Here is a 24,329-nt window from a genome sequence, read left to right as displayed (position 1 = left end):
CCCCGGCCGCGGATGCGCTTGATGCGCTATTTGGCAGCCTTCTCCGCCGGAGCCGGTTCGCCCTTCACGCGCACATCAGCCAGCATGGCACGGACGGCCGTCACCTTTGTACCGCCGCCAAGGTCGATCTCGAGCTCCTGGTCGTTGATGACCTTGGTCACCTTGCCGACGAGGCCGCCACCGGTCACGACCGTATCTCCGCGGCGCACATTCGCAAGCATCTCGGCTCGCTTCTTCATCTGCTGGCGCTGCGGCCGGATAATGAGAAAATACATGATCACGAAGATCAGCACAAAGGGCAGAATGCTGACCAGCATGTCCGGTGCGCCCGCCCCCCCCTGGGCATATGCCGGTGTCACAAACATGAAGAACTCCTGAGGTGGAAGGCTGACGCGCCAGCCGGAAAAAACTGCGCGGAATATAGATGTTCGCCCCTTCTTTGCAACCGCCCGCGAAACTCGGTCGCGCTTTGGCATCCGTGCCCGCTCGCCGGCTTGCAAATCCCTGGTACCTGTGGGAGAACCGTACCGTACGGTACTCCTCTTCTAGGTGTGACGGCAATGGCGGACAAGGCGATCGAAGCGCTGAACGAAAAGCTCGACCGGTTGATCGAAGCCGTCTCGCGCATGGCCCCGCCCCCGCCGCCGGAGCCGCGTTTCGACGCGGCGGAGTGCTTCGTGTGGCAGGCGGAGACCGGATGCTTGCTGCCGGTGGCGCGCGTCAACCGCGTCGACCTTGCGCTCATCAAGGGCGTTGATCGCGTGCGCGACATCCTGCTCGACAACACGCGCCGCTTTGCCGCAGGCCTGCCCGCCAACAATGCCCTCCTTTGGGGCGCTCGCGGCATGGGCAAGTCGTCGCTCGTGAAGGCGGTGCATGCCCAGATCAATCGCGCCGGCAAGGCTGCGGAACCCGCGCTGAAGCTGGTGGAGATCCACCGGGAGGACATCGAGAGCCTGCCAAGGCTGATGGGCCTGCTGCGGCCGGCGCCCCACCGCTTCATCCTCTTCTGTGACGACCTGTCCTTCGACCACGACGACACGTCGTACAAGTCGCTGAAGGCCGCGCTTGAGGGCGGCGTCGAGGGCCGGCCGGAGAATGTGATTCTCTACGCCACCTCCAACCGCCGCCATCTCCTGCCGCGCGACATGATCGAGAACGAACGCTCCACCGCCATCAATCCGTCCGAAGCGGTGGAGGAGAAGGTTTCGCTGTCGGACCGTTTTGGCCTATGGCTCGGTTTTCATAAATGCTCGCAGGACGAATATCTCGCCATGATCGAGGGCTATGTCGGATATCACGATCTGCGCGTCGATCCGGAGACGCTGCGGGCGGAAGCGCTGGAATGGGCGACGACGCGCGGCAGCCGTTCGGGTCGCGTCGCCTGGCAGTTCGTCCAGGATCTGGCCGGCCGCCTGGGGCAGGCGCTGAAGGCATAAGCGCGGCGGAATCACCCGTCGCGCCTCTGCAAAGCTTGGTCGCGCCTCAGCGAAGATAGGTCATCGGGTCGACCGGATTCGTGCCCTTGCGGACCTCGAAGTGGAGCTTCGGCCGGTCGGCGTCGCCCGTCATGCCGGATGTGGCGATCTCCTGCCCGCGCCGCACCTTCTCGCCGCGCTTGACCTTCACCTCCGAAGCGTGGCCGTAGACGGTGACGAGACCGTCCTCATGGCGCACCAGCACCGTGTTGCCGAAGCCCTTCAGGCCGTCGCCCGCATAGATGACGACGCCATTCTCAGCCGCATGGATCGGCGTACCCTCGGGTACGGCGATGTCGATGCCGTCGCTGCGGCGTCCGCCATTGCTGCCGAAATTGCTGACGACGCGCCCCTGCGCCGGCCAGCGCAGGCGCCCCACGCCGGTAGATTCGGGCGCGACCGCGGCGACCTCCGTCTGGTCCACCGCCTCGACTGCCTTCGGCCGCGATTCGGTTGGCGGCGTATAGGCGGCGACCTTCGGCGCCTCCTCGGCCGCCGGTGTCGGCTTGGCGGTCGCGGCAACCGTGGTTGTTTTCGGCGCGGCCGGCTTGCTGGAGGGCCGCACGGCCGTACCGGTCGTTACCGGGTCGGCGGCCTTCTTCGCGGGTGTCGCGGATGCGAGGGTGGCCGCTCCGGGTATGGTGAGACGCTGCCCGATGCGGATCGAGCCGTCGGCGGGAAGCGCGTTCGCCTGCTTGATGGCGGTGACGCTTGCGCCGGTCCTGCGTGCAATGCCGTAGAGCGTATCGCCCGAGGCGACCGTATAGGTGCCGGCGGACGAAGAGGCGGCGGCGTGGCTCTGGCTTGCCGGCTGCGGCTTCGGAGCGGAGGCCACCGGTGCGGGAGCGATTGGCGCCGACGATGCGGCCGCCGAAGGCTGGGCGCTGCCCGGCGCCGGCAGCGGCGAGGAGGAGACGCTTGGTACGGGAGCGCTGCTGACCGGGGCCGTATAGCTCGGCGCGGATGGCGCTGGAAGCGAGGATGCCGGCGCGAATCTGCGCAGGATCCCGCCGCCGCCCACATCCGCCTTTGGCCGCACCACCCGCTGGTCCCCGGGATAGGGCTGATTCGCCTGCGCGACGGTCACGGGCGCCGTCGAGCCCGTGGCCAGGCCGTCGGTCAGGTTTGCGGCGCTGCAACCGGCCGCCAGCCCGCCAATCAGGAGAACCGCTGCGCCCCTCGCCAGCGATGCCCTGTGCCGTTGCGTCATTCCCATAAACATGAGGCTACCCGCGCATTCCTGATTATTATTCCCGCCCATTAGAGCCTGTTAATCTTACTGGGCGGTTAAGCTCTGGAACGGGCGGGAAATTTAACGCGGCCGGCGGGTCAGAGGGCGAGCGCTACGCCCTTCGTCAGCGGCTGCAGGCGCACCGCTTCAAGGTCCATCCGTTCGAAGCGGCTGCCGATCTTGGTGAACCGGACCATGGTCTGCTCGTCTTCCGGCGGCCCGAGCGGCGCGATCATGACGCCTCCGCTCGCAAGGAAGTCGACGAAGCGGCGGGGCAGTTCCTCGAAGGCGGCCCAGACGACGATCCGGTCGAAGGGTCCCTCGGGCGCCCCTTCAAGCCCGTCCGCCTGCCGGACGATGATATTGGACAGGCCGAAGGCTTCGTGGCGGAGGCGGGCCTGTTCGCAGAGCCGCTTGTAGCGGTCCAGCGTCAGCACGCGCTCGGCCATGCGGGCCATGACGGCAGAAGTGTATCCGGACCCGGTGCCGATCTCGAGGACGCGCACGCCGGGCTTGAGGTCGAGCCAGTGGAGGACGGCGCCGTGCAGGTCGCAGGGCTCCAGTGTCTCGCCGCATTCGATCGGCACGGTCCGATTGGACCAGACCCATTTCTGCCACTCCGCCGGCACGAAGCTTGCCCGCGGCGTCGCCTCCATGGCGGCGAAAAGCTCCTTCGAGCCGATGCCGCGCGCGCGCATGCGAAGCATGAAGGCGGCGAAGCCCTCGCGCTCCTCCTCACCAAGGCTCATGCAAGGGCCTTCGCCAGCCGTTCGCGCACTTCATGCGCGGTGAGGTCCAGATGGAGCGGCGTCACCGAGACATAGCCGTCGCGGATTGCGGCCTGGTCGGTCCCCTCGCGCACCTCCGATTCCTTGCGGCCGAAGCGCAGCCAGAAATAGGGGAAGCCCCGGCCGTCGCGCCGCTCATCGATCCAGAGCCCGTGCACCAGCTTCCCCTGCGAGGTCACCATGGTCCCCTTCACCTTCTCGGGCGCGCAGCGGGGGAAATTCACATTGAGGAAGACGCCCTGCGGCAGCTCGGTTGCGGCCAATTTCTTCAGGAGCGCCGGCCCCAGGGCCTCGGTGGTCTCCCAGGGGATCGTGCGCACGTCGTCGGTGAAATCGTAGTCCTGGCTGAACGCGATGGAGCGGATGCCGAGCAGCGTGCCCTCCATGGCGCCGGCCACCGTGCCGGAATAGGTGACGTCGTCAGCGATATTGGTGCCGTTGTTGACGCCGGAAAGGATGAGGTCGGGCGGCGCATCCATCACCTTGCGCACGCCCATGATCACGCAGTCGGTCGGCGTGCCGCGCAGCGCGTAGTGGCGGTCGTCAATCTTGCGCATCCGGAGCGGCTCGGACAGCGAGAGCGAATGGGCGAAGCCCGACTGATCGGTCTCCGGCGCCACCACCCAAACATCGCCGGAAAGCGTCCTTGCGATGCGCTCCAGTACGGCCAGCCCCTCGGCATGGATGCCGTCGTCATTGGTCAGAAGAATGCGCACGCTAGCCTCTCACCGCTTCTATTCTCTTCAGCCCGCCCATATAGGGCTGCAGGATTTCGGGAATGCTAATGCTGCCGTCCTCCTCCTGGTAGTTCTCTATCACGGCGATCAGCGCCCGGCCGACCGCCACGCCCGAGCCGTTGAGCGTATGGACGAAGCGCGGCTGCTTCTCGCCAGCAGCGCGGTAGCGCGCATTCATGCGGCGGGCCTGGAAATCGCCGCAGACCGAGCAGGAGGAGATCTCGCGATAGGCCTTCTGGCCCGGCAGCCAGACCTCGATGTCGTAGGTCTTCTGCGCGCCGAAACCCATGTCGCCGGTGCACAGCACCACGGTGCGGAAAGGTAGGCCGAGCCGCTTCAGGACCTCCTCGGCGCAGGCCGTCATGCGCTCGTGCTCCTCGAGCGAGCTCTCCGCATTGGTGATCGACACCAGCTCCACCTTGTAGAACTGGTGCTGGCGCAGCATGCCGCGCGTGTCGCGGCCCGCCGACCCTGCCTCCGAGCGGAAGCATGGGGTGAGCGCAGTGAAGCGCAGCGGCAGTTTTTCCGCATCGAGGATTTCCTCGCGCACCAGATTGGTGAGCGGCACCTCGGCGGTAGGGATGAGCCAGCGGCCATCCGTGGTGCGGAACTGGTCCTCCTCGAATTTCGGCAGCTGTCCCGTCCCGAAGAGCACCTCTTCTCGGACGATCAGTGGCGGCTGCACTTCTGTGTAGCCGTGCTCGGTCGTGTGCAGGTCGAGCATGAACTGGCCGAGTGCGCGTTCCAGCCGCGCGAGCTGGCCGGAAAGCACGGTGAAGCGCGCGCCGGAAAGCTTTGCGGCGCGTTCGAAATCCATGACGCCGAGCGCCTCGCCGATTTCGAAATGCTCCCTGGCCCAGTTGGGCAACTTGGCTTCCCCCACCTTGCGGACTTCCACATTGCCGCTCTCGTCCGCGCCCACCGGCACGTCGTCGAGCGGCGTGTTGGGAAGGCGCGCCAGGAGATCGCGCAACGTCTCGTCGAGCTCGCGCTCCTTGGCCTCGCCGTCCTGGATGAAGCCCTTGAGTTCGGCCACTTCGGCCTTCAGCCTTTCGGCCGTCGCCTTGTCGCCCGCGCCCATGGCATTGCCGATCTCCTTCGAGGCGGCATTGCGGCGCTCCTGCGCCTCCTGGAGCTGGGTCAGATGCGTGCGCCGCGCCTCGTCGGCGGAAATCACAGCCTCGACTGCGGATCGCGCCTCCCCCTCGTCCTGGCCGCGCTTTTTCAACGCAAGCACAAGGGCTTCGGGATTGTCGCGAATCCATCTGATGTCGAGCATGGCTAGGGTCCGGGCATGGAAAGACTTCGACGCCCTGAAAGGAAGCTCAAGCCGAGGAGATCAGGCCGGGCCTGCGTTCGTCCCGGCATCCGCGGGAGCCGGCGCGTCCTTTTCAGCGGCTTCCGCCGCCTCGGCTGCCCGCCGTTCTTCCTCGCGTTTGCGCTCCACCATCCGGGCGCTCCAGATGGAGACCTCGTAGAGAAGGATGGTTGGAAGCGCAAGACCGATCTGGCTGATCGGGTCCGGCGGCGTCAGCACGGCCGCCACCACGAAGGCCGCCACGATGGCCACCTTGCGCTTGTCGACCAGCGCGTGCGAGGACAGAAGGCCCACACGCGCCATCAGCGTCGTCACGACGGGCAGCTGGAAGACCAGCCCGAAGGACAGGATCAGGGTCATGATGAGCCCGAGATACTCCGACACGCGCGGCAATAGTGAGATCTGGACCTCGGCGTCCGGCCCCACCTGCTGCATGGACAGGAAGAACCACATCACCATGGGCGTGAAGAAGAAATAGACGAGCGCCCCGCCGATAAGGAACAAGATGGGTGAGGCGATGAGGAAGGGCAGGAATGCCCGCCGCTCGTTGCGGTAAAGCCCCGGCGCCACGAATTTGTAGACCTGCATGGCGATCATCGGGAAGGCGAGCACCAGCCCGCCGAACATCGCAAGCTTGATCTGGGTGAAGAAGAATTCCTGCGGCGCCGTGTAAATCAGGTCGACCTGCTCGGAATTGAGCCCCGCCCAGCGGCTCGCCCACTGGAAGGGCACCACGAGGAAATTAAAGATTTCCTTGGCGAAGAAGAAGCAGATGAGGAAGGCGATGAAAAACGCGCCGATCGCCCAGATCAGGCGCGAGCGCAGCTCGATCAGGTGCTCGATGAGCGGCGCCGAGGACTTTTCCACCTCGTCATCTTCCGCGGCGCTCACGGGGCGGTTCCTGCTGTCTTCTTCCGGCGCGGAGCGGGCTTTTCCGCAACCTTTGCTGCCGTCCTGGCGGGGGAACCCTTCTTCGCCGCTGCCGGTCTTGCCGCGGCTTTACGCGCCGGATCGGGCGCGGGTGCCGAAACGGCCGGGGCGGCGGCGACGGCCGCAGGCGCTTCGCCCGGCAGGTTGGCCGCGCCGTTCTTCAGCGGCTCTGCGGGGACCGGATCGGCCGCCGGCGTGCTGTCGGCGAGCGGCTTCGGCCTTGCAGCCTCATTCAACCCGCTCTGTATGTCCCTGCCCGCCTGCTCCAACGGGGTCAGATGCTTCCTGATCTCCGAGCGCGGATCAAATTTCTTCAGGTCCTGCGCCAGTCCTTTCACGTCTTCCAGTTCCGCCTCGCGCAGCGCCTCGTCGAACTGGCGGCGGAAATCGCCGGCCATGGTCCGCATCTTCGCCGTCGTGCGGCCAAAGCTGCGCAGAACGCGCGGCAGGTCCTTGGGCCCGACCACGACGATCAGCACGATCGCAATGACAAGAATTTCGGACCAGCCGAGCTCGAGCATCGTCTTTTATTCCGAAGAAGCCGGAAGCGCGGAGGGCTTAGGACTTGCTCGCCTTCTGCTTGACGTCGGCGACCGGCTCGTCGGCGCGGTGCTCCACCGTCTTGGCCTCGTCGGCCTCGTCCGTCATTCCCTTGCGGAAATTCTTGATGCCCTTGGCCATGTCGCCCATCAGCTCGGGGATTTTGCCGCGGCCGAACAGAAGCAGCACCACCACGAGCACGATGAGCCAGTGCCAGATCGAGAAGGAACCCATAGTTGATCTCTTTGCCTGATTGCGAGGTCGTTACCTGATTTATGCGGTTTCGCGCCGTCTTTCAAACACTAGAACGTCGTCCGGGCGAACATTGAGCCATATGTCGCGCGCCCCCGGCGGAAGCGAGCCTGCGCGTATGCGCGCCCGCACATGCTCCTCCGCCCCCGGCACGCCCAGCTCCAGAAGTTCCGCGACACCGAGGAAGCGGCGCGACACCACCCTCGCCTCCACGGATCCGGGCGTTTCCGCCACTTCCAAGCCGGCCAGCCGCACCGCCACTGTCACCGCGTCGCCGTCCATCCGCCCGGGCGCCGCGAAGCGGCCGACAGGGGTGTCCGCTATCCCGTTGGCCACGCGGGTGTCGAACAGGTTGAGCTCGGAGAAGAAGCCGGCGACGAAAAGGTCCGCCGGTCTAAGGTAGAGCTCCTCCGCGGTGCCTGCCTGCACCAGCCGCCCGCCCTGCAAGAGCGCGATGCGGTCGCCCATGCGCATCGCCTCCTCCGCGTCATGGGTAACGACGATCGCCGTCGCCCGGCTCTGACGCAAAATGGCGAGCGTTTCTGCGCGCACGCTGTCCTTTAGCCGTGAATCGAGGCCGGAAAAGGGCTCGTCCATCAGAAGCACGGCCGGGCGCGGCGCGAGCGCACGGGCAAGCGCGACGCGCTGCTGCTCGCCGCCCGAAAGCACATGCGGATAGGCCGAGGCGTGGCGCTCGAGCCCGACGCGGGTGAGCGCGATCATCGCCTCGCGCTTGGCCTCGTCGCGGGAAAGCGCGGTGAGTCCGAAACGGACATTTTCCAGGATCGTGAGGTGCGGGAACAGAGCGAAATCCTGGAACACCAGGCCTATTGAGCGTTCCTCCGGCGGCAGGAAGACATTCGGTCCGGCGATTTCCCGGTCGTTGAGGAGCACGCGTCCGGCAGTCTGGCTCTCGATGCCGGCGGCGATCCGCAGAAGTGTGGTCTTGCCGGAGCCGGACGGCCCCAGAAGGCACAGCACCTCGCCAGGCTCCGCCGAAAGGGTCACCTCGTCGAGCGTCGCCCGGTCGGGCGTGAAGCGGTGGCTGATTCGCTCGAAGGTGAGGCGCGCGGCGAAGGTTACTCCGGCCGTGACGCGTGCCGGTTTTTCGACTGCCTCGCTCATATCACGCAAACTCCGGGCTCGCGCCGAAAGCTGGCCAGCGGCCTGTTCTCAGGCGCTGGTCATCGCGCACAGCGCCGTCAATCACCCTCGACGCGCGGTGTCAACAATCCGAGCTCCTCGAGGTCTATGTCGGTCAGCGCGTCCTCGTCCGGCGCCAGCGTATCGGAGTCGGCCGGCGGCTGCGGCATGGAAAAGTTGGACGGCATGCGCGGCGAAAGGAGGCCTGCGCCCTTGAGCTCGTCCATGCCGGGTAGGTCGCGCAGCTCCTCCAGCCCGAAATGATCCAGGAATTCCGTCGTCGTGCCATAGGTCACCGGGCGGCCTGGTGCGCGGCGCCGGCCGCGGATCTTCACCCAGCCGGTCTCGAGCAGCAGGTCGAGCGTGCCCTTCGAGGTCTCGACCCCGCGGATCTCCTCGATCTCGGCGCGGGTGACGGGCTGGTGGTAGGCGATCACGGCGAGCATCTCGAGCGCGGCGCGCGACAGCTTCTTCTGCTGCACGGCATCGCGGCTCAACAGGAAGGCGAGATCACCTGCCGTCCGGAAGGCCCAGGAATCCTCCACCCGCACCAGGTTGACCCCGCGCCGGGCATAGTCGCGCCGCAGTTCCTCCATGACGGCGGCGATGTCGACGCCGTCGGGCAGCCTTTCGGCAAGTGCCTTGGAGGAGACCGGCGCGGCGCTCGCGAAGACCAGCGCTTCGGCCATGCGCTTCGCCTCGGCAAAGGGAAATCCGGAGGGGCCGCGGCTCCCCTCTTCCGGCCTGCCGTCCTCCATGACGAAGGGAATGACATTGGCGGATTCGGTCATGGTACCGTCTCTGTTGTTTCGGGCCGCTTCTGCCCTCCGCGCACATAGATTGGCGCGAAGGGCTCCTGCTGCCGTATCTCCAGCGCCCCCTCTCGCACGAGCTCCAGGGAGGCCGCAAAGGTGCTGGCGATCGCCGTCGCGCGCTCTTCCGGCCGTGCGAGATAGGTGATCAGGAAGCGATCCAGCGTGGTCCAGTCCGGCAGTTCGCCGACCAGCCGGGTGAGGATGTCGCGCGCCTGCTTCAGCGACCAGACGCCGCGCTTGGCGATCTGCACATTGGTGACGGCGCGCCGCTGCCGCTGGCTGGCATAGGCGGTGAGCAGGTCGTAGAGCGTCGCCGAAAAGGCGCTCTTGCGCTCGATCACCACCGGCTCCGGCATGCCGCGGGCAAAGACGTCCCGTCCGAGCCGGTTGCGGTTGACCAGCCGCGCGGCGGCGTCCCGCATCGCCTCCAGCCGCTTCAGGCGAAATTGCAGGATGGCCGCCATTTCCTCGCCGGTCGGCTCCTCGTCGCCGCGCTGCTTGGGGATGAGCAGCCGCGATTTGAGATAGGCGAGCCAGGCCGCCATCACGAGATAGTCGGCAGCAAGCTCGAGCCGCATCTGCCTTACGCGCTCGATGAACTGCAGATACTGTTCGGCAAGGGCGAGCACGGAGATGCGTGCCAGATCGACCTTCTGGTTGCGGGCGAGATGAAGCAGCAGGTCGAGCGGGCCCTCGAACCCGTCGACATCGACGGCAAGCACAGGCTCGGAGACGCCGCGTTCCGGCGCATCCTCGGCCCACAACTTGTCCATCGGGATGGGTTTTCCCGCTTTCCCCGCCGCCTGCTGCTGTACCGCCTCGGCCAATCCGCCCGTCCTTATTGTCTTCAGGCCACAGCCTGGAAAAAGCGATCGAACTCCGCGCGCGCCGCCGTCTCTTCCGTGCGGTCGGCCACATGGCGCGCCGCCAGCGCTCTTTCAGCCCGCGCCGCAGCCCTGCCCGCTAATTCCGGCGTTCGTTGGGCGACCGCACGCATCTCGTCCATGACGCCGTTGCAGTGAAGGATAAGATCGCAGCCCGCCGCAAGGATTGCCTGCGCCCGCGTGCCGAAATCCCCAGAAAGCGCCTTCATGGAGACGTCGTCGCTCATCAGGAGCCCGTCGAAGCCGATCTCGCCGCGGATGATTTGTTCGATCACGCGGGCCGAGGTGGTGGATGGATTGTCGGGATCGAGGGCGGCATAGACGACATGCGCGGTCATCGCCATCGGAAGGCCGGCAAGCGCCTTGAAGGGCACGAAGTCGCGCGCCCGCAATTCCTCCAGCGAAGCGTCCACGCGCGGCAGCAAGAGGTGGCTGTCGGCCCCTGCCCGCCCATGGCCCGGCACATGCTTCATGACGGGAAGGATGCCGCCCGCCATCAGCCCTTCGGCCGCCGCGCGGCCGAGCGCGGCCACCGCCTGCGGGTCCTGCCCATAGGCGCGGTTGCCGATCACGTCATGAGCGCCGGGCACCGGCACGTCCAGCACCGGCAGGCAATCGGCGGAAAAGCCCAGCCGCGCCAGGTCGAAAGCGTGCAGCCGCGACATCAGCCAGGCGGCGCGCAGGCCCGCCGCCGGATCCTGCGCGTAGAGCGCGCCGAGCGCCGCGGCGTGAGGATAGTTCGGCGCTAGCGGCGGGCGCAGCCGCTGCACGCGGCCGCCCTCCTGATCGACGAATACGGGCGCATCCGGCCGGCCGACGCTGTCGCGCATCGCCGCGATCAGGTCGCGCACCTGCCCTTCCTCGGAAATGTTGCGCGCAAAGAGGATGAAGCCCCAGGGCCGCTCGTCGCGATAAAGGGCCTTTTCGTCCGCGGTGAGCCGTGTGCCGGCGGCACCGAGGATCATTGCTTTTGATTCGCTCATGGCCGGAGCATAGCCGGATGCGCGGCGCAAGGCACCTCCGCGTATTCACCCATCGCAAGCGGCCTTGGGATTGCCACGAGTGCCATTATCTTAGCGCTCATGAGAAAGATACTCGCAGCCGCCTTGTCCTTCGCCCTCGCCCTCCCTCCCGCCACACCTGCGCTGGCGCAGCTGAGGAGGGCCGCCGAAGCACCGCAATCCGCAATCTCGCTGGACGCCGTCGTGGATCAGGCGGAGCGGCTGGAGCCGCTCGAAACGCTGATCGTCGCCCGCGACGGCAAGGTCCTGGTCGAGGGGGGTTTTCGCGGCCATTCCACCGACGAGCCCACCAACATCAAGTCGGCGTCGAAATCGATCATCTCCGCCCTGATCGGCATTGCCATCGACAAGGGCGTGCTGGAAGGCCCCGAGCAAAAGATCGCGCCGCTCCTGCGCGACAAGCTGCCGGAGGACGCCGATCCGCGCATCAACGACATCACCATCGGCAACCTGCTGTCGATGCAGGCCGGGCTCGGCCGGACCTCGGGCGCCAACTACGGCCGGTGGGTGTCGAGCCGGGACTGGGTCCGCGCGGCGCTCGCCCAGCCATTTGCCGGCGAGCCCGGCGGCGGCATGCTCTATTCGACCGGCAACACGCATCTGCTCTCGGCGATCCTCACGCGCCAGACCGGGCGCTCGACCCTCGACCTCGCGCGGGAGTGGCTGGCGCCCCTCGAAGGTTTCGCCATCGCCGGCTGGGAGCGCGATCCCCAGGGGATCTATCTCGGTGGCAATCAGATGGCGATGTCGCCGAAATCCATGCTGGCCTTCGGCGAGCTCTACCGCAACGGCGGCAGGGTCGGCGACCGGCAAGTCGTCCCGGAGGAGTGGGTGGAGGAATCCTGGGTGCCGCGCACGCGCTCGGTCTTCCACGACGGCCGCTACGGCTATGGCTGGTTTCTCGACGAAATGGCGGGCCATCGGGTGAACTATGCCTGGGGCTATGGCGGCCAGATGATCTATATCGTGCCCGGCCTCGGCCTCACCGTCGTGATGACATCCGCGGAGGACCAGCCTTCCGCGCGCAGCGGCCACCGCGATGATCTGCACGACCTCATGGAAGGTATCATCCGCGCCGTGCAGGTGGGATAGCCGGTCGCAGCCACAAAAAAAGCCGCCGCGGGAGCGGCGGCTTTTTTGCGGGCAGACAAGAACAGCGCCTATCGCGACACGAAGCAGGTGCCGCCGGATGCTTTCAGCTGGGAGCAGAGCTTTATCGCGTCGTCCTTGGACGAGGACGGTATCCGCACGCGGTAGAAAGTGCCCTTCCCCTCGATCTCGGCCTTGACGATATTGACGCCGCGGCCTTGCAGCATGTTTCCGAAGCGCTGCGCAAGCTGCTGGTAGGACTGCTGAGCGCCTTCCACCGTGGGCTGTGAGGAGATCTGCACCGACCACTCCGAAGAGGCGGAGGCGGCATTGCCCCCGTTCTGGCTGGGCAGGGCGGCGACCTGAGTGGGCTGCTGTGCCGGCTGCGCGGCTTGCTGCGTTCGCTGCGGCTGGACGGGGGGCGCCGAGGCCACCTGCTGCGGCTGCTCGGCCGGCGCGAGATTGGCCGGCCGCGAGGGGGGAATCGGGCCGGTGCTTGGAATGGAGGCCGGCGCGGTGTTTTCGGCGGAGGCTGCCGCGGGGGCATCCGTACCAGCCATCCGAGCCGCGTCGGCAGGGGCTGTCAGCGAGCCAGGCTCGCCCTGCGGCTGTCCTTGCTCGGCGGGCGTCGTGCCCGTTGATGTGGGGTCCTGGGCCGCAGCGGTCTGCAAAGGCTCCGCCGGAGCCGCTTCGGCCGGACCGGTCTCGGCTGCCGCGGGCTGCGGCGTCGGGATTTCGCGAGGCACCATGGTTCCGTCGGGACGGACGACGAAGGAGCGCACGCGGCGCGGCGTCACCGCCAGGCCGCCATTGTCGGCACTCTCTTCTACCATCGGATTGACCAGCCGCTCTCCCGTCGCCTCGGCTTCTTGGGTTCCGGCGCCCTGCTCTTCGGCAGGCGCGAGCGCCACGTTTTCCTCGACGGGCGCCGGTTCCTCGGAAGAAGCGATCTCGTCATCATCCGGCAGCGACAGGTCGACGGGCTCCTCCGCCGCGGAGATCAGGCGCGGCTGCTCGGGATTGGCGGCCGCCTGGTCGCCGGTCACCCGCTTGTAGACGGGGTTCTCCTGGTTCGGAATTTGGATACCGCCGGGGTTTTCCGGCCGCACCTTCACAGGCGAAGCATCGGCGGAAAGCACCACCGGCTCGCCATCGCCACCGAAGGAGAGAGCAAAAACAGTCGCGCCGCCGAGAATAACGACCCCCCCGATGGCCGCAGCCGTCATCATCAGCCTAGAGCTCATGCGCGGCAACCTGGCCGCGGCCGGAGTCCGCGTCGCGGCAGATGGCGCCGGGCCATCCTCGGCCTGATCCCAGTTGTCCGCGAATCCCGCGGCGGCCGGACGCCCGGCCATAGGGGCTGTCGCGTCGAAATCGTTCAGGTGGAAATCGTCTTCCAGGGAGAACTGCTGTGCCGGCGGGGTGTTGGCCGGGCTGGTCTCGGCCCACAGGTCGCCGGCCGCATCGGGCTGTTCCGCCGCCTCGCCAAAGGCGCCGGCAAGCATCTCCTCGATCTCGTCGAATTCGGCCGCAGGCTTCACCTCTTCCCGATAGGGAACCTCCGGGATGTCGAGCTGATCGGCAAGCGCAAGCGTGTCTTCCGGCACATCGACCGTTTCAAGCTCCGGCGGGCCGTCCTCTTCGAAGGGCGTCAGGGAATGGCCGGCCGGCTCCGCTTGCTGGCCCGCCTCGGCATATTGCCACTGGTGATGTGTGGCCACCGCGGAGGACGCGGCGAGTTGAGGAAGCCAGTCCTCTACCTGGTGCTGGTGCGGCTCTTGCGGAAGTTCCTCGTCCCAGTTCCACGCCTCGTCCGAGGGGGCGCTGTCATAGGGCTGGGGCGCTTGTTCGTCCGACCGGGACTGCCCCTCGTCGAAAAGCTGGGGGCGTCCCGCGAGCGCCCTGGCATAGTCGAAGGGCGTCTCGCTCTCGGCAGCCCCATCAGAATAGTCGTGGGCTTCGGCGCGTTCGACGAGCGGCTCCTCGTCCTGGCCCTCAGGCTCGTATTCAGCCGGATAGGACTGAACTCCCTCTTCCCGCAGCTCGCCGCCAGCAGCGGCGGCAGGGAAGTCGCTCGCCGGAAGATCGGGTTGGGACGACCAGGAGGCCTCCTCGATCTGGAGCGGCTGGTCGGCCGCCCTCACGTGCTGGGCGTCATCCGCGGAAGCCTCCCAAGCCTCACCCTGATCCGACAGTGCGTCTTCCAGCATGGCGTCAAGCGTGCTGTCGAAATCCGAGGGGGCCTGCTGCTGCGGCCGAACCGCATCGAGCGCCTGGCGCCAGGCGATGAGGTCCGCCTCGGTCGGCTGGTGGGCTTCAAGGTCGTTGGCCGCGCCGCCGAGCAGCTCGTTCTCAAGATCAATGGCGAAATCCTCCGCCGGCTGCTGTTGGCGCTTCTGCGCCTCCAGCCGCGGATCGTCCCCCATGATCCGCGTGAGTTCGGCGAAAGGATCGTCCTGCGCCAGATCGAGTTTGAAATTCGTCTTGAAGATGCTTTCAGCCATTTTCCCACACCCGGTCGGACGCCGGCGACGTCATGCTTGCAGTTGGCTACCAGCGCAATGTGGGCAAATGGTGACAGTATCTGGCCGCGATCAGCGCATCTCCGTCGGAGCCTCCGCCCCCACGAGCGCCAGTCCTGACGCTACGACATCGCAAACAGCCTGCACCAGACCCAGCCTGGCATATGTCAACTCTGGGTCGTTAACTTTAACAAATCGTAACTGCTCCGTCTCGGAGCCACGATTCCACTGCGCGTGGAACTGGCTGGCAAGATCATACAGGTAAAATGCCAGCCTGTGCGGCTCCAGCGCCTGGGCTGCACTTTCGATCAGGCGCGGATATTCGGCCAGCTTGCGGATGACCGCCATCTCACCCTCGTCCTCCAGCCGGTGGAGAGAGGCACGCAGCGCCGGGCGCTCGATCTCCCGCACGCCCAGTTGCTCGCGTGCCTGGCGGAAAACGGAATGGCAGCGCGCGGAGGCGTACTGCACATAAAAGACGGGGTTGTCCTTCGACTGCTCCGTCACCTTGGCGAAGTCGAAATCGAGCGGCGCATCGCTCTTGCGGTAGAGCATCATGAAGCGGACGGGATCGCGCCCGACCTCGTCGATCACATCGCGCAGCGTGACGAACTCGCCCGAGCGCTTCGACATGCGCACGGGTTCGCCGTTGCGGAACAGCTTGACCAGCTGGCAGAGCAGCACGGTCAAATGCAGTTTGCCGTCGGAAATGGCACGGGCCAGCGCCTCCAGCCGCTTCACATAGCCGCCGTGGTCGGCGCCGAGCACGTAGATCAGGTGCTCGAAGCCACGCGAATACTTGTCCTTCATATAGGCCACGTCGGCGGCGAAATAGGTGAAGGTGCCGTCCGACTTGATCAGCGGCCGGTCGATGTCGTCGCCCACCTGGGTGGAGCGGAACAGGGTCTGCTCCCGATCTTCCCAGTCCTCCGGCAGCTGTCCCTTCGGCGGCGGCAGCTTGCCCCTGTAGACATGCCCCTTGAGGGTGAGGTCGTTGATGGCCGAGCGGATCGTACCGCCATTGCCGGCATGCAGCGAGCGCTCCGAGAAGAAGACCTCGTGATGCACGTTGAGCGCGCCAAGGTCCTCGCGGATCATCGCCATCATCGCGCCGATCGCCTTGTCCTTGGCAATCGCCAGCGCCTCCGGCTCGGGCATTTCCAGGAGCTTTGTCCCGTATTCCTCAGCCAGCGCCTTTCCGACCGGCACGAGATAGTCGCCCGGATAAAGTCCCTCGGGGATCGTGCCAATGTCCTCGCCCAGCGCCTCGCGGTAGCGCAGCAGCACCGAGCGCCCCAGCACATCCACCTGCGCGCCGGCATCGTTGATGTAATACTCGCGCGTCACGTCATAACCGGCGAAGGCGAGCAGATTGGCCAGGGCGTCGCCCACCACCGCGCCGCGGCAATGGCCCACATGCATCGGCCCGGTCGGGTTTGCCGACACATATTCCACGTTCACCTTGCGGCCTGCGCCGCTGCGCGAGCGGCCGTAGTCCCGGCCCAAATCCAGCATCTCGCCGAGCCGCGCCTGCCAGAACCCGTTGCCGAGCCGCAGGTTCACGAAGCCGGGTCCGGCCACGCTCGCCTCCGCCACATCCGGATCCTGCCGCAGATGCGCGGCGAGCTTTTCGCCGAGCGCTCGGGGGTTTTCGCCCGCCTGCTTGGCCAGCACCATCGCCGCATTGGTGGCAAGGTCCCCATGGCTCGGATCGCGCGGCGGCTCGACGGTCAGGCGCGACAGGTCGAGATCGCCGCCATCGGCGGCCCTCAGGCCGAGTGCGGTTACGGCCTTCGCCACCCGATCGGAGAAATCGGCAAAGATGTTCATGAAACCCAATTCCGGATCAATAAATCAACGCGGCGGCGCCGCTTTCAAGCCGCAAGCGCCCTAACGCAAATCGGCAGTGCGGTCAAACAGGCGCTCGTGCTCCTTCAGCGCATACGTGTCGGTCATCCCGGCGAGGAAATCGGCGACGTCCCTCGCCCGGATCCGCTCCTCGGCGCGGTCCAGCCCCTCACGCCAGCCTTCCGGCATTTCCCGTGGATCGGCGAAATAGGCGTCGAAGAGGTCGCGCACGATTTGGTCCGCCGCCCCGCGCACCGCGAGCACCGAGGAGTGGCGGTAGAGATTGCGGTAGAGGAAGGCTTTCAGCTCCTTTTCCTCCGCGGCCATGGCGGGCGAAAAGGCGACGAGGGTGCGGCCGGCATCGCGCACCGCGTCCGCCGAGTCCGGATTCAGGCTCTGCAGATTGGCCCTGGCATTGGCGATCACATCCTCGACCATGAGCGTGATCTGCCTGCGCATCAGCTCATGGCCCGTACGCACCGGATCGAGATGCGGAAAGCGCTCCTTCACCGCCTTCAGGATGCTGCCGGGCAGCGTCACCTCGCGCAGCATGTCGAGCGTCAGCAGGCCTGCCCGCAAGCCGTCGTCGATGTCGTGCGCGTTGTAGGCGATGTCGTCGGCGATCGCCGCGCATTGGGCCTCGATGCTGGCGAAGCGGTGCAGTTCCAGGTCGTGCAGTTCCGAATAATGGAGGATCGCCGGCGGCACCGGCCCCGCCAGCCCCCGGCCGTCCGCATCGGTAAGCGGCCCGTTGTGCTTGACCAGGCCCTCAAGCGTTTCCCAGGAAAGGTTGAGCCCGTCGAACTCCGCATAGCGCCGTTCCAGCCGCGTGACGACGCGCAGGGATTGCGCATTGTGGTCGAAGCCGCCCCACGGCGCCATCTTCTCGTTCAGCGCCTCCTCGCCCGTATGGCCGAACGGCGTGTGGCCGAAATCGTGCACCAGCGCGATCGCCTCGGCCAAGTCCTCGTCGACGCACAGGGCGCGCGCCAGGGCACGGGCGATCTGCGCCACCTCAATCGAGTGGGTGAGCCGGGTGCGGTAATGGTCGCCCTCATGGGCGATGAAGACCTGCGTCTTGTGCTTCAGCCGCCGGAAGGCGGTGGAATGGATGATGCGATCGCGGTCGCGCTGGAACGGCGTGCGCGTGCGGCTTTCCGGCTCGGCATAGAGGCGTCCGCGCGAGCGCAGGGGGTCGCAGGCATAGGCCGCGCGCGGCCGATAGCCGAAGCCGATGCCATCGAGATTTGCCGGGCCCGTCATCGCCGCCGCATGTTGACTCGCCGCCTGCCCGTTCATACCTATCCAACTCGGATGAAGGCAAGGTGATCCCATGGGCATTGATGCCAGGACGGAGATGAAGGGCGTCGAGCTGACCGAGGCCGCGGCAAGGCGCATCGTCAAGATCCTCGCCGCCGAGCCGGGCAAGATCGCGCTGCGCGTCTCCGTCGAGGGGGGCGGCTGCTCAGGCTTCTCCTACAAATTCGACCTCGTGGACGGCCGCAATGACGACGACACCGTCATCGAGAAGGACGGGGCGACCGTCCTGATCGACGACCTCTCCCTCGTCTATATGGGCGGCTCCGTCATCGACTTCGTCGACGACCTGATCGGACAGTCCTTCCAGATCAGGAACCCCAATGCGGTGGCCTCCTGCGGCTGCGGCACGAGCTTCTCCATCTGAATTCTTGGCGCCCCGCATCGCTGTGGAAATGGCAATCCCAGGCCGCTTGCGCTTGCCCTCCCTTTCCGGCTAATGCCCCCTGCATTCCCTGCGGGCTTTCCCCGCCCCGCTCAGGAGTGCATGAGAATGGCCCTGCCCGACAAAGCCTTCCCCGTTTCCTGGGACCAATTCCACCGCGACGCCCGCGCGCTTGCTTGGCGGCTGGCCGGCGTCAACGGCCGGTGGAAGGCGATCGTGTGCATCACGCGCGGCGGGCTGGTGCCGGCCGCGGTCATCGCCCGCGAGCTCGGCATCCGGCTGATCGAAACCGTCTGCATCGCTTCCTATCACGACTACACCGAACAGGGTGAGCTGAAGCTGCTGAAGGAGATCTCCCCCGCCCTCATGGAGGACGAAGGCAAGGATATCCTCATCGTCGACGACCTCACCGACACCGGGAAGACGGCGGCCATCGTCCGCGCCATGATGCCGAAGGCCCATTTCGCCACGGTCTATGCCAAGCCGAAGGGCCGGCCGCTGGTCGACACCTTCATCACCGAAGTCTCCCAGGACACCTGGATCTACTTCCCCTGGGACCTCGGCTTCTCCTATCAGAAGCCCATCGCCGAGGGCGAGGCCGTCTAGCCCCTCCCACTCTTCCCCTGCGGACGCCCGACGGAACCAAGCGGGCCGGCTTTCATTTGCCTATCGCGGCGGTCGGCATATCCTGCCGCCGGCCTTGCGCCGTAGCGGCCCGATTCGGAAAGGACGCGATGATCAGCCAGCTTGGCCGGTTGAATATCTTCGAGCGGCTCCGCCGGCTTTTCGGCGGCAACCCCCCGCGCGTGCAGGCGGCCGCTCTCCCCTGGCGCCGCGCCGGCGGTGACGTCGAGGTGCTGCTCGTCACCAGCCGCGGAACCGGGCGCTGGGTGCTGCCGAAGGGCTGGCCGGAAGGCGGGGAGTCGCTGTCCGAGACCGCCGCACGGGAAGCGCTCGAAGAGGCGGGCGTGGAAGGCACGACCAGCAGCGCCGAGCTCGGCCGCTATTTCTACGGCAAGCAGATGCCGACCGGCCTCACCTGGCGCTGCGAGGTCGCCGTCTTCCCGCTGGAGGTGAAGCGCGAGGTGAGGCGCTGGCCGGAAAAGAAGAAGCGGACCCGCCGCTGGGTGGCACGCGAGGACGCGCGGCGCATGGTCAACGAGCCGGAGCTTGCCGCCCTTATCGCGGGTTTCGACGGCAATCCGCGCAAAATCGCCGCGTGAGATGGGCTTTGCACCGCTATTCGCCGCCGGGCGCTTGTGCCCCGCGGCCGCATTCTCTAGTCGGGTGACCAGGGCCTTGAGCCCGCCGCCGCGCCGCCGCATCCCATCTGTCCGCCCATGACCGAAACCACAGCACACGCCAAGAAGCAGACGCTCGACAAGGATCTCGAGAAGCTCGTCTATGTCGAGGAGGCGACGAGCCTCGTCGCGCGCGGTCTGGTCGCTCCCGGCCTCGCTGTCCTCTTCCTGGCGCTGGCCACCATCTTCGCCTCGGTCTACGTGTTCGGGGAGCCGCGCGCCGTCATCGTCGTCGCCGCCGCGGCGGTCGGCGCCTATATGGCGCTGAACATCGGCGCCAATGACGTCGCCAACAATATGGGCCCGGCGGTCGGCGCCCGCGCCATGACGCTGGGTTCGGCCCTGCTGGTCGCCGCCGTGTTCGAGAGCGCCGGCGCGCTCATTGCCGGCGGAGATGTGGTCGACACCATCTCCAAGGGCATCATCGAGCCGCAGGCGGTCGGGGATCCGGCCATCTTCATCCGCGCCATGCTGGCGGGCCTTCTCTCCTCCGCCCTCTGGGTCAATCTCGCCACCTGGATCGGCGCGCCCGTCTCCACCACCCATGCGGTGGTCGGCGGCGTCGTCGGTGCGGGCATCATGGCGGCCGGATTTGGCGCTGTCGACTGGCCCGTGATGGCGCAGATCGCCGCCAGCTGGGTCGTCTCGCCGCTCGCGGGCGGCATCGTGGCGGCGCTCTTCCTCGCCTTCATCAAGACCTTCATCATCTATCAGGATGACAAGGTCGCCGCGGCCCGCCGCTGGGTGCCGCTGCTCATCGCCATCATGGCGGGCTCCTTCACCGCCTATCTTGCGACCAAGGGGCTGGGCCAGGTCGTCGAACTGGGGAACGGCACGGTGGCCGGGCTCGGCCTGGCCGCATTCCTGCTGGTCTGGGCCGCCTCGCACGTCCTTGTGCAGCGCCAGTCGGAAGGCATGGAGAACCGCAACCAGTCGCTGCGCCGGCTGTTCAACCTGCCGCTCGTCATCTCCGCCGCCCTGCTCTCCTTTGCGCATGGCGCCAACGACGTCGCCAACGCGGTCGGCCCGCTGGCGGCGATCGTTTTCACCGCCGAGGCGAATGCGGTCACCAGCGAGGTCGTCATTCCCATCTGGGTCATGGTCATCGGCGCCTTTGGCATCTCCCTCGGCGTCGTCCTCTTCGGCCCGAAGCTCATCCGCATGGTCGGCGAGCAGATCACCAAGCTGAACCCGATGCGCGCCTTCTGCGTCGCGCTTTCCGCGGCGATCACCGTGATCATCGCCTCCGGGCTCGGCCTTCCGATCAGCTCGACCCACACCGCCGTGGGCGCCGTCTTCGGCGTCGGCTTCTTCCGCGAGTGGTACACGGCCCATTCCAAGCGCCGCCGCGCCTATCTGGAGCGCAAGAACGCGCGCGCGAAGAACAGCCGACCCGCCGGGGGAAAGCGCGTCGCCGTCAAGGACATACGCGCCGCGCCTAAACTGTCGCGCGAGGAGATCACCCGCCGCAAGCTGGTGCGGCGCGCCCATGTGCGCACCATCGTTGCCGCCTGGGTGCTGACGGTCCCCGCCTCCGCCCTGCTCGCCGCCTTGGTCTTCGTTCTGCTTGACGCTTTCGTCTGACCGCCGCCGGCGCGGGCCGCGTCACTCCTCTATCGGCAGCGCATAGGACGCGGCCAGGCTGACGAGCTCGGCCTGCCGCCGCGTGTCGGTCTTCTGGAAGATGCGGTGGAGATGTGTCTTTACCGTGCTGATCTCGATGCCGAGGCTTTCCGCGGTCTCCTTCACGCTCCGGCCGGCCACGATACAGCCGAGCACGGCGGATTCCGCGCCTGACAGCCCGAACAGGGCCGCCAGGGCGGCATGGGGCTTGGCAGGCGGAGAAAAGGGCGGTGCGACGAAAATCGCGGCGACGGCGCGCGGTACAAGGCTGGCGCGCAATTCGCTGTGGCCGAGCGGCAGGACGTAGAGCAGCCTCGGCTTCTCCCCGTCCCGGGAGAGCGGGATGCCCAGCCCCTTGCCGTCGAGTGCCGCTTCATCAGCCACCGCCTGCGCAACAGCGAGCCGGAGGGCGGCCGCCGCTGCCGGCACGCTCACCTGCAGCCGGCCGGAGACGGACGCGATCGGGCCCCCGGCTGCAAACAGTTTCAAGGCCGCGCGGTTGGCATGGACGATCGCCAGATTGGCGTCAACGAGGATGACCGCCGCGGCCACCGTATCGAGAACCGTCTCGAGCGTGACGACGGAAACGGTCTTGATATCCAGGATCCGGCTTATCGTCACCGCCCGCTGCAAATGCGGAATGAAGAGACGGGCGAGTTCCACCTCGCGCTCTGTGATCGGCCCCGCATCCCGATGACGGCCAAGACCGAGGGACCCCACGGAGGCCGGATCGCGGGCTACGCCGATTCCCATCCCGTCGACGAGGCCCTGGGGCAAGCCCCATTCGTTGTAGTACCGGTTTCCTTCCCAAAGCGACCGCTCGCGAATCCACGAGAGCACCAGCGGCTCGTACAGCGGATAGCTGCGCATGGCCTCCACGCCACCCCACTGCTCGACGACGTCGGCCCCATAGTGCGGCATCCTCGCCAGATAGTCCGCGGGGATGCCGCTGGTGACGTTGAGCAGCACCTCGCCCGAGGGAAGCGCCTGCAGCGCCAGCGCAGCGTTGTGGAAGCCCATCGCCTCACGCAGGCGGGTGAGCGCGTTGGGCCACGCCTCACGGTCGATGGCGCAATCATAGATCGCCCCCACCACCTCCGAAAAGATTTCGGGCGCAAGAGAAACCGCCATCACCGTTCCCTCCCCCAGGCGAAGCGCAGTGCGCGCAGAAACCTTATCACCGGATCAGAGAATTGGCGCGCCGAAATCAATCGTTTGGAGGATGCCCGGCCGGTCCCGAATGGCTAGCTTTCGATCCGGGCCGCGCGCCGGCCTTTCATCCGGCACAAGCGGCGGAGAGGGTGCGGACAAGGGTTGGGCTGAATGGCTACGGCGTATCGATATCTTCTCTCGACGGCGCTAGCGGTCGGAGTTCTCGGCGTCGGGGCCCCCGGCGCGGGCGCAATTCGTTTGCGACAGCACGGCGGGCGGAGGCGGCGGCGCGACGGCCGGTGGCGCCGGCGCGGTCGCGTGCGGTACCGACGCAAACGCTAGTGGGGACTACAGCTCAGCATACGGATATTCCAGCCGTGCAAGCGGAATTCAGAGCTCGGCCTACGGCGTTGCAAGCGTAGCTAGCGGGGCCTCTAGCGCCGCCTTTGGCTTGTTCAGTACGGCAAGCGGAGAATCTAGCTCGGCATATGGTTCCTCGAGTTCAGCTACCGGCGACGGAAGCTCGGCCTTTGGCCCCGGTGCTACGGCCAGTGGCCAAAGCAGCTCGGCTTACGGGATAACTAGCATTGCGAGCGGCACAGATAGCTCGGCCTTTGGCCTGGCTGCTACGGCCACGGGCGTTGCCAGCACGGCGCTCGGCGCTGGCGCAGACGCCGGCGGGCATGGTGCCACCGCGGTCGGCGGCAGCTCAGAGCCGGGCGGTCTCGGCGCGCAGGCAACGGGAATCAGCAGCACCGCCGTCGGCGGCGCGAGATATGATAGTGACGGTGGGGTGCTCAGTGCTGCTGCCAATGCAAGCGGCGACTACAGCTCGGCTTTCGGAACCGGCGCTATAGCGGAAGGAATCTACTCGACGGCAATCGGTACCGGTTTCCGTGATGACGGCTCTCGTAACAATATTGCCGGCGCACGCGACGCCCGCGCCACAGCCATGGGCTATCAGGCTCGCGCGAGCGGCGATTCCAGTTCGGCCTACGGCTATCATAGCACCGCCCTCAGCCCGGAAAGTTCGGCCTATGGCGCCAGCAGTATTGCGGAAGGGTTAGGAAGCTCTGCCTATGGGGCGGGCAGCATTGCCGACGCGGTGCTCAGTTCGGCGATTGGCGCCAACAGTGCCGCGACGGGTCTCAGCGCAATCGCTCTGGGCACGGGCTTCCTCGACGATGGCTCGGGCAACAACTTTGCGGGTGCGCATGCCGATTACGCGACCGCCGCCGGCTACCAGGCCCGGGCGAGCGGTGAGAACTCGCTCGCGCTGGGCGCCCAGGCGGCCGCCAGTGCCGAGGGAGCGGTGGCGGTCGGCTGGGGGGCTCAATCCAGCGGTTCCAACGCCATCGCCATCGGCACGGGCGCCGTGGCGACCGGCTCCGTGGCGGTGGGCGCCGGCGCGCAGGCGGCCAATGGCGGCGCGGCTTTCGGCGATGCTGCCGTCGCCACGGGAACGAACAGCGCCGCTCTCGGGCCGGGAGCTACGGCGACTGCCGCCAACTCGGTCGCCATCGGGTCAGGCTCGATGGCCACTCAGGCCAACACTGTGTCCGTTGGCGCTGCCGGGGCCGAGCGCCGTATCACCAATGTCGCCCCCGGCATAGCCGCAACCGACGCCGCGACCGTGGGCCAGCTCCAGGGTTTCGCCGGCGGTCTTCAGGGGCAGATCGAGGAGACGCGGGAGGAATCGCGCCAGGGCGTAGCGGCGGCTATGGCCATGACGGCAGCGCCCATGCCTTCGGCGCCGGGCAAGGTGAGCTGGACGCTCAATGCGTCCGCCTTCCGCAGCGAATTCGGCGTCGGCGGCTCGCTCGCCTACCGCTTTGACACGCCCTTCCCGCTGGCGGTCACGGGCGGCTACGCCTATGGCGGCGGCTCCGCGCATGGCGGACGCGTTGGCCTGCAGGGCGAGTTTTGAGCGGCGGCCCGCCAGATGACATCTGTA

23 protein-coding genes and 1 pseudogene are annotated in these 24,329 nt (G+C 66.9%); 8 read left to right on the top strand and 16 right to left on the bottom strand.

Annotated features, from left to right (window positions below; all coding sequences use genetic code 11):
- Nucleotides 1-26: 26 nt before the first annotated feature.
- Nucleotides 27-365 (bottom strand): preprotein translocase subunit YajC, encoded by a 339-nt coding sequence (gene yajC / locus RIN79_RS14595; protein ID WP_309085406.1) that lies wholly within the window; start codon nucleotides 363-365, stop codon nucleotides 27-29.
- 195 nt (nucleotides 366-560) lie between these two features.
- Between yajC and RIN79_RS14590 the strand changes: the two genes are divergently transcribed.
- On the top strand, nucleotides 561-1,439 hold the full coding sequence (locus RIN79_RS14590) for an ATP-binding protein (RefSeq protein WP_309085405.1): 879 nt from the start codon (nucleotides 561-563) through the stop codon (nucleotides 1,437-1,439).
- Between the two features lie 46 nt (nucleotides 1,440-1,485).
- On the opposite strand, the gene RIN79_RS14585 is transcribed toward RIN79_RS14590, so the two are convergent.
- The 11 genes from RIN79_RS14585 to nagZ all read right to left on the bottom strand — a co-directional run bounded on the left by RIN79_RS14585 (nucleotide 1,486) and on the right by nagZ (nucleotide 11,099).
- Nucleotides 1,486-2,688 (bottom strand): M23 family metallopeptidase, encoded by a 1,203-nt coding sequence (locus RIN79_RS14585; RefSeq protein WP_309085404.1) that lies wholly within the window; start codon nucleotides 2,686-2,688, stop codon nucleotides 1,486-1,488.
- 119 nt (nucleotides 2,689-2,807) lie between these two features.
- Entirely contained in the window at nucleotides 2,808-3,458 is a 651-nt protein-coding gene (locus tag RIN79_RS14580; RefSeq protein ID WP_309085403.1) for a protein-L-isoaspartate(D-aspartate) O-methyltransferase, read from the bottom strand.
- Nucleotides 3,455-4,213 (bottom strand): 5'/3'-nucleotidase SurE, encoded by a 759-nt coding sequence (surE, locus tag RIN79_RS14575; RefSeq protein ID WP_309085402.1) that lies wholly within the window; start codon nucleotides 4,211-4,213, stop codon nucleotides 3,455-3,457. Before surE ends, RIN79_RS14580 begins: the two co-directional genes overlap by 4 nt.
- 1 nt (nucleotide 4,214) lies before the next feature.
- A complete protein-coding gene (serS, locus tag RIN79_RS14570; RefSeq protein WP_309085401.1) occupies nucleotides 4,215-5,513 on the bottom strand; it encodes a serine--tRNA ligase in 1,299 nt (432 codons plus the stop codon).
- Nucleotides 5,514-5,573: 60 nt separating this feature from the next.
- Nucleotides 5,574-6,443: a twin-arginine translocase subunit TatC gene (gene tatC / locus RIN79_RS14565; protein ID WP_309085400.1), complete on the bottom strand. Its 870-nt coding sequence runs from the start codon at nucleotides 6,441-6,443 to the stop codon at nucleotides 5,574-5,576.
- Nucleotides 6,440-7,003: a Sec-independent protein translocase protein TatB gene (gene tatB / locus RIN79_RS14560; RefSeq protein WP_309085399.1), complete on the bottom strand. Its 564-nt coding sequence runs from the start codon at nucleotides 7,001-7,003 to the stop codon at nucleotides 6,440-6,442. Before tatB ends, tatC begins: the two co-directional genes overlap by 4 nt.
- Nucleotides 7,004-7,040: 37 nt before the next feature.
- On the bottom strand, nucleotides 7,041-7,256 hold the full coding sequence (locus RIN79_RS14555) for a twin-arginine translocase TatA/TatE family subunit (RefSeq protein ID WP_309085398.1): 216 nt from the start codon (nucleotides 7,254-7,256) through the stop codon (nucleotides 7,041-7,043).
- A gap of 39 nt (nucleotides 7,257-7,295) precedes the next feature.
- Entirely contained in the window at nucleotides 7,296-8,399 is a 1,104-nt protein-coding gene (locus tag RIN79_RS14550) for an ABC transporter ATP-binding protein (protein WP_309085397.1), read from the bottom strand.
- A 77-nt stretch (nucleotides 8,400-8,476) separates the two neighbouring features.
- Entirely contained in the window at nucleotides 8,477-9,175 is a 699-nt protein-coding gene (scpB, locus tag RIN79_RS14545) for an SMC-Scp complex subunit ScpB (RefSeq protein WP_375165940.1), read from the bottom strand.
- A 29-nt stretch (nucleotides 9,176-9,204) separates the two neighbouring features.
- The gene (locus tag RIN79_RS14540; RefSeq protein ID WP_309085395.1) at nucleotides 9,205-10,005 is read right to left on the bottom strand and encodes a ScpA family protein; all 801 of its coding nucleotides are present in this window, start codon (nucleotides 10,003-10,005) and stop codon (nucleotides 9,205-9,207) included.
- Nucleotides 10,006-10,079: 74 nt separating this feature from the next.
- Nucleotides 10,080-11,099 carry a beta-N-acetylhexosaminidase gene (nagZ, locus tag RIN79_RS14535; protein WP_309085394.1) on the bottom strand — a complete coding sequence of 340 codons (1,020 nt, stop codon included), beginning with the start codon at nucleotides 11,097-11,099 and terminating at the stop codon, nucleotides 10,080-10,082.
- A 99-nt stretch (nucleotides 11,100-11,198) separates the two neighbouring features.
- On the opposite strand from nagZ, the gene RIN79_RS14530 reads away from it, so the two are divergent.
- Nucleotides 11,199-12,230, top strand: a complete 1,032-nt coding sequence (locus RIN79_RS14530; RefSeq protein WP_309085393.1) for a serine hydrolase — start codon at nucleotides 11,199-11,201, stop codon at nucleotides 12,228-12,230.
- 68 nt (nucleotides 12,231-12,298) lie between these two features.
- Here RIN79_RS14530 and RIN79_RS14525 read toward each other — a convergent pair whose 3' ends face one another.
- The 3 genes from RIN79_RS14525 to RIN79_RS14515 all read right to left on the bottom strand — a co-directional run bounded on the left by RIN79_RS14525 (nucleotide 12,299) and on the right by RIN79_RS14515 (nucleotide 17,860).
- Entirely contained in the window at nucleotides 12,299-14,731 is a 2,433-nt protein-coding gene (locus RIN79_RS14525) for an SPOR domain-containing protein (protein WP_309085392.1), read from the bottom strand.
- A gap of 90 nt (nucleotides 14,732-14,821) precedes the next feature.
- Nucleotides 14,822-16,579 (bottom strand): arginine--tRNA ligase, encoded by a 1,758-nt coding sequence (gene argS, locus RIN79_RS14520; protein ID WP_309085391.1) that lies wholly within the window; start codon nucleotides 16,577-16,579, stop codon nucleotides 14,822-14,824.
- 60 nt (nucleotides 16,580-16,639) lie between these two features.
- Nucleotides 16,640-17,860 carry a deoxyguanosinetriphosphate triphosphohydrolase gene (locus RIN79_RS14515; protein WP_309085390.1) on the bottom strand — a complete coding sequence of 407 codons (1,221 nt, stop codon included), beginning with the start codon at nucleotides 17,858-17,860 and terminating at the stop codon, nucleotides 16,640-16,642.
- Between the two features lie 70 nt (nucleotides 17,861-17,930).
- On the opposite strand from RIN79_RS14515, the gene erpA reads away from it, so the two are divergent.
- The 4 genes from erpA to RIN79_RS14495 all read left to right on the top strand — a co-directional run bounded on the left by erpA (nucleotide 17,931) and on the right by RIN79_RS14495 (nucleotide 21,184).
- Complete coding sequence (gene erpA, locus RIN79_RS14510; protein WP_309085389.1) at nucleotides 17,931-18,281, top strand: iron-sulfur cluster insertion protein ErpA; 351 nt, start codon at nucleotides 17,931-17,933, stop codon at nucleotides 18,279-18,281.
- Nucleotides 18,282-18,407: 126 nt separating this feature from the next.
- The gene (gene gpt, locus RIN79_RS14505) at nucleotides 18,408-18,905 is read left to right on the top strand and encodes a xanthine phosphoribosyltransferase (RefSeq protein WP_309085388.1); all 498 of its coding nucleotides are present in this window, start codon (nucleotides 18,408-18,410) and stop codon (nucleotides 18,903-18,905) included.
- 128 nt (nucleotides 18,906-19,033) lie between these two features.
- The gene (locus RIN79_RS14500) at nucleotides 19,034-19,522 is read left to right on the top strand and encodes an NUDIX hydrolase (protein ID WP_309085387.1); all 489 of its coding nucleotides are present in this window, start codon (nucleotides 19,034-19,036) and stop codon (nucleotides 19,520-19,522) included.
- A gap of 117 nt (nucleotides 19,523-19,639) precedes the next feature.
- Nucleotides 19,640-21,184 carry an anion permease gene (locus tag RIN79_RS14495; protein WP_309085386.1) on the top strand — a complete coding sequence of 515 codons (1,545 nt, stop codon included), beginning with the start codon at nucleotides 19,640-19,642 and terminating at the stop codon, nucleotides 21,182-21,184.
- A 21-nt stretch (nucleotides 21,185-21,205) separates the two neighbouring features.
- Here RIN79_RS14495 and RIN79_RS14490 read toward each other — a convergent pair whose 3' ends face one another.
- On the bottom strand, nucleotides 21,206-22,354 hold the full coding sequence (locus RIN79_RS14490; protein WP_309085385.1) for a helix-turn-helix transcriptional regulator: 1,149 nt from the start codon (nucleotides 22,352-22,354) through the stop codon (nucleotides 21,206-21,208).
- Between the two features lie 472 nt (nucleotides 22,355-22,826).
- Here RIN79_RS14490 and RIN79_RS21585 point away from each other — a divergent pair.
- Nucleotides 22,827-23,033, top strand: a pseudogene (locus RIN79_RS21585) (hypothetical protein); the annotation flags it as partial.
- A gap of 135 nt (nucleotides 23,034-23,168) precedes the next feature.
- Entirely contained in the window at nucleotides 23,169-24,302 is a 1,134-nt protein-coding gene (locus RIN79_RS14485) for an adhesin (protein ID WP_309085384.1), read from the top strand.
- Nucleotides 24,303-24,329: the final 27 nt, after the last annotated feature.

The organism is Chelativorans sp. (assembly GCF_031180965.1).
Taxonomy (GTDB): domain Bacteria; phylum Pseudomonadota; class Alphaproteobacteria; order Rhizobiales; family Rhizobiaceae; genus Chelativorans.
The sequence above is the reverse complement of the archived record's forward strand: the minus strand, read 5'-3'. Positions and strand labels throughout refer to the sequence as shown.

What these genes read in the sequence shown, in the direction of transcription:
- erpA (WP_309085389.1), top strand. Translation starts at nt 17,931, where the DNA reads ATGGGCATTGATGCCAGGACGGAGATGAAGGGCGTCGAGCTGACCGAG.
- RIN79_RS14550 (WP_309085397.1), bottom strand. Translation starts at nt 8,399, where the DNA reads ATGAGCGAGGCAGTCGAAAAACCGGCACGCGTCACGGCCGGAGTAACC.
- RIN79_RS14490 (WP_309085385.1), bottom strand. Translation starts at nt 22,354, where the DNA reads ATGGCGGTTTCTCTTGCGCCCGAAATCTTTTCGGAGGTGGTGGGGGCG.
- argS (WP_309085391.1), bottom strand. Translation starts at nt 16,579, where the DNA reads ATGAACATCTTTGCCGATTTCTCCGATCGGGTGGCGAAGGCCGTAACC.
- RIN79_RS14540 (WP_309085395.1), bottom strand. Translation starts at nt 10,005, where the DNA reads ATGGACAAGTTGTGGGCCGAGGATGCGCCGGAACGCGGCGTCTCCGAG.
- RIN79_RS14495 (WP_309085386.1), top strand. Translation starts at nt 19,640, where the DNA reads ATGACCGAAACCACAGCACACGCCAAGAAGCAGACGCTCGACAAGGAT.
- gpt (WP_309085388.1), top strand. Translation starts at nt 18,408, where the DNA reads ATGGCCCTGCCCGACAAAGCCTTCCCCGTTTCCTGGGACCAATTCCAC.
- RIN79_RS14585 (WP_309085404.1), bottom strand. Translation starts at nt 2,688, where the DNA reads ATGACGCAACGGCACAGGGCATCGCTGGCGAGGGGCGCAGCGGTTCTC.
- RIN79_RS14590 (WP_309085405.1), top strand. Translation starts at nt 561, where the DNA reads ATGGCGGACAAGGCGATCGAAGCGCTGAACGAAAAGCTCGACCGGTTG.
- RIN79_RS14555 (WP_309085398.1), bottom strand. Translation starts at nt 7,256, where the DNA reads ATGGGTTCCTTCTCGATCTGGCACTGGCTCATCGTGCTCGTGGTGGTG.
- serS (WP_309085401.1), bottom strand. Translation starts at nt 5,513, where the DNA reads ATGCTCGACATCAGATGGATTCGCGACAATCCCGAAGCCCTTGTGCTT.
- RIN79_RS14530 (WP_309085393.1), top strand. Translation starts at nt 11,199, where the DNA reads ATGAGAAAGATACTCGCAGCCGCCTTGTCCTTCGCCCTCGCCCTCCCT.
- RIN79_RS14515 (WP_309085390.1), bottom strand. Translation starts at nt 17,860, where the DNA reads ATGACGGGCCCGGCAAATCTCGATGGCATCGGCTTCGGCTATCGGCCG.
- scpB (WP_375165940.1), bottom strand. Translation starts at nt 9,175, where the DNA reads ATGGAGGACGGCAGGCCGGAAGAGGGGAGCCGCGGCCCCTCCGGATTT.
- nagZ (WP_309085394.1), bottom strand. Translation starts at nt 11,099, where the DNA reads ATGAGCGAATCAAAAGCAATGATCCTCGGTGCCGCCGGCACACGGCTC.
- RIN79_RS14525 (WP_309085392.1), bottom strand. Translation starts at nt 14,731, where the DNA reads ATGGCTGAAAGCATCTTCAAGACGAATTTCAAACTCGATCTGGCGCAG.
- tatB (WP_309085399.1), bottom strand. Translation starts at nt 7,003, where the DNA reads ATGCTCGAGCTCGGCTGGTCCGAAATTCTTGTCATTGCGATCGTGCTG.
- RIN79_RS14580 (WP_309085403.1), bottom strand. Translation starts at nt 3,458, where the DNA reads ATGAGCCTTGGTGAGGAGGAGCGCGAGGGCTTCGCCGCCTTCATGCTT.
- RIN79_RS14500 (WP_309085387.1), top strand. Translation starts at nt 19,034, where the DNA reads ATGATCAGCCAGCTTGGCCGGTTGAATATCTTCGAGCGGCTCCGCCGG.
- yajC (WP_309085406.1), bottom strand. Translation starts at nt 365, where the DNA reads ATGTTTGTGACACCGGCATATGCCCAGGGGGGGGCGGGCGCACCGGAC.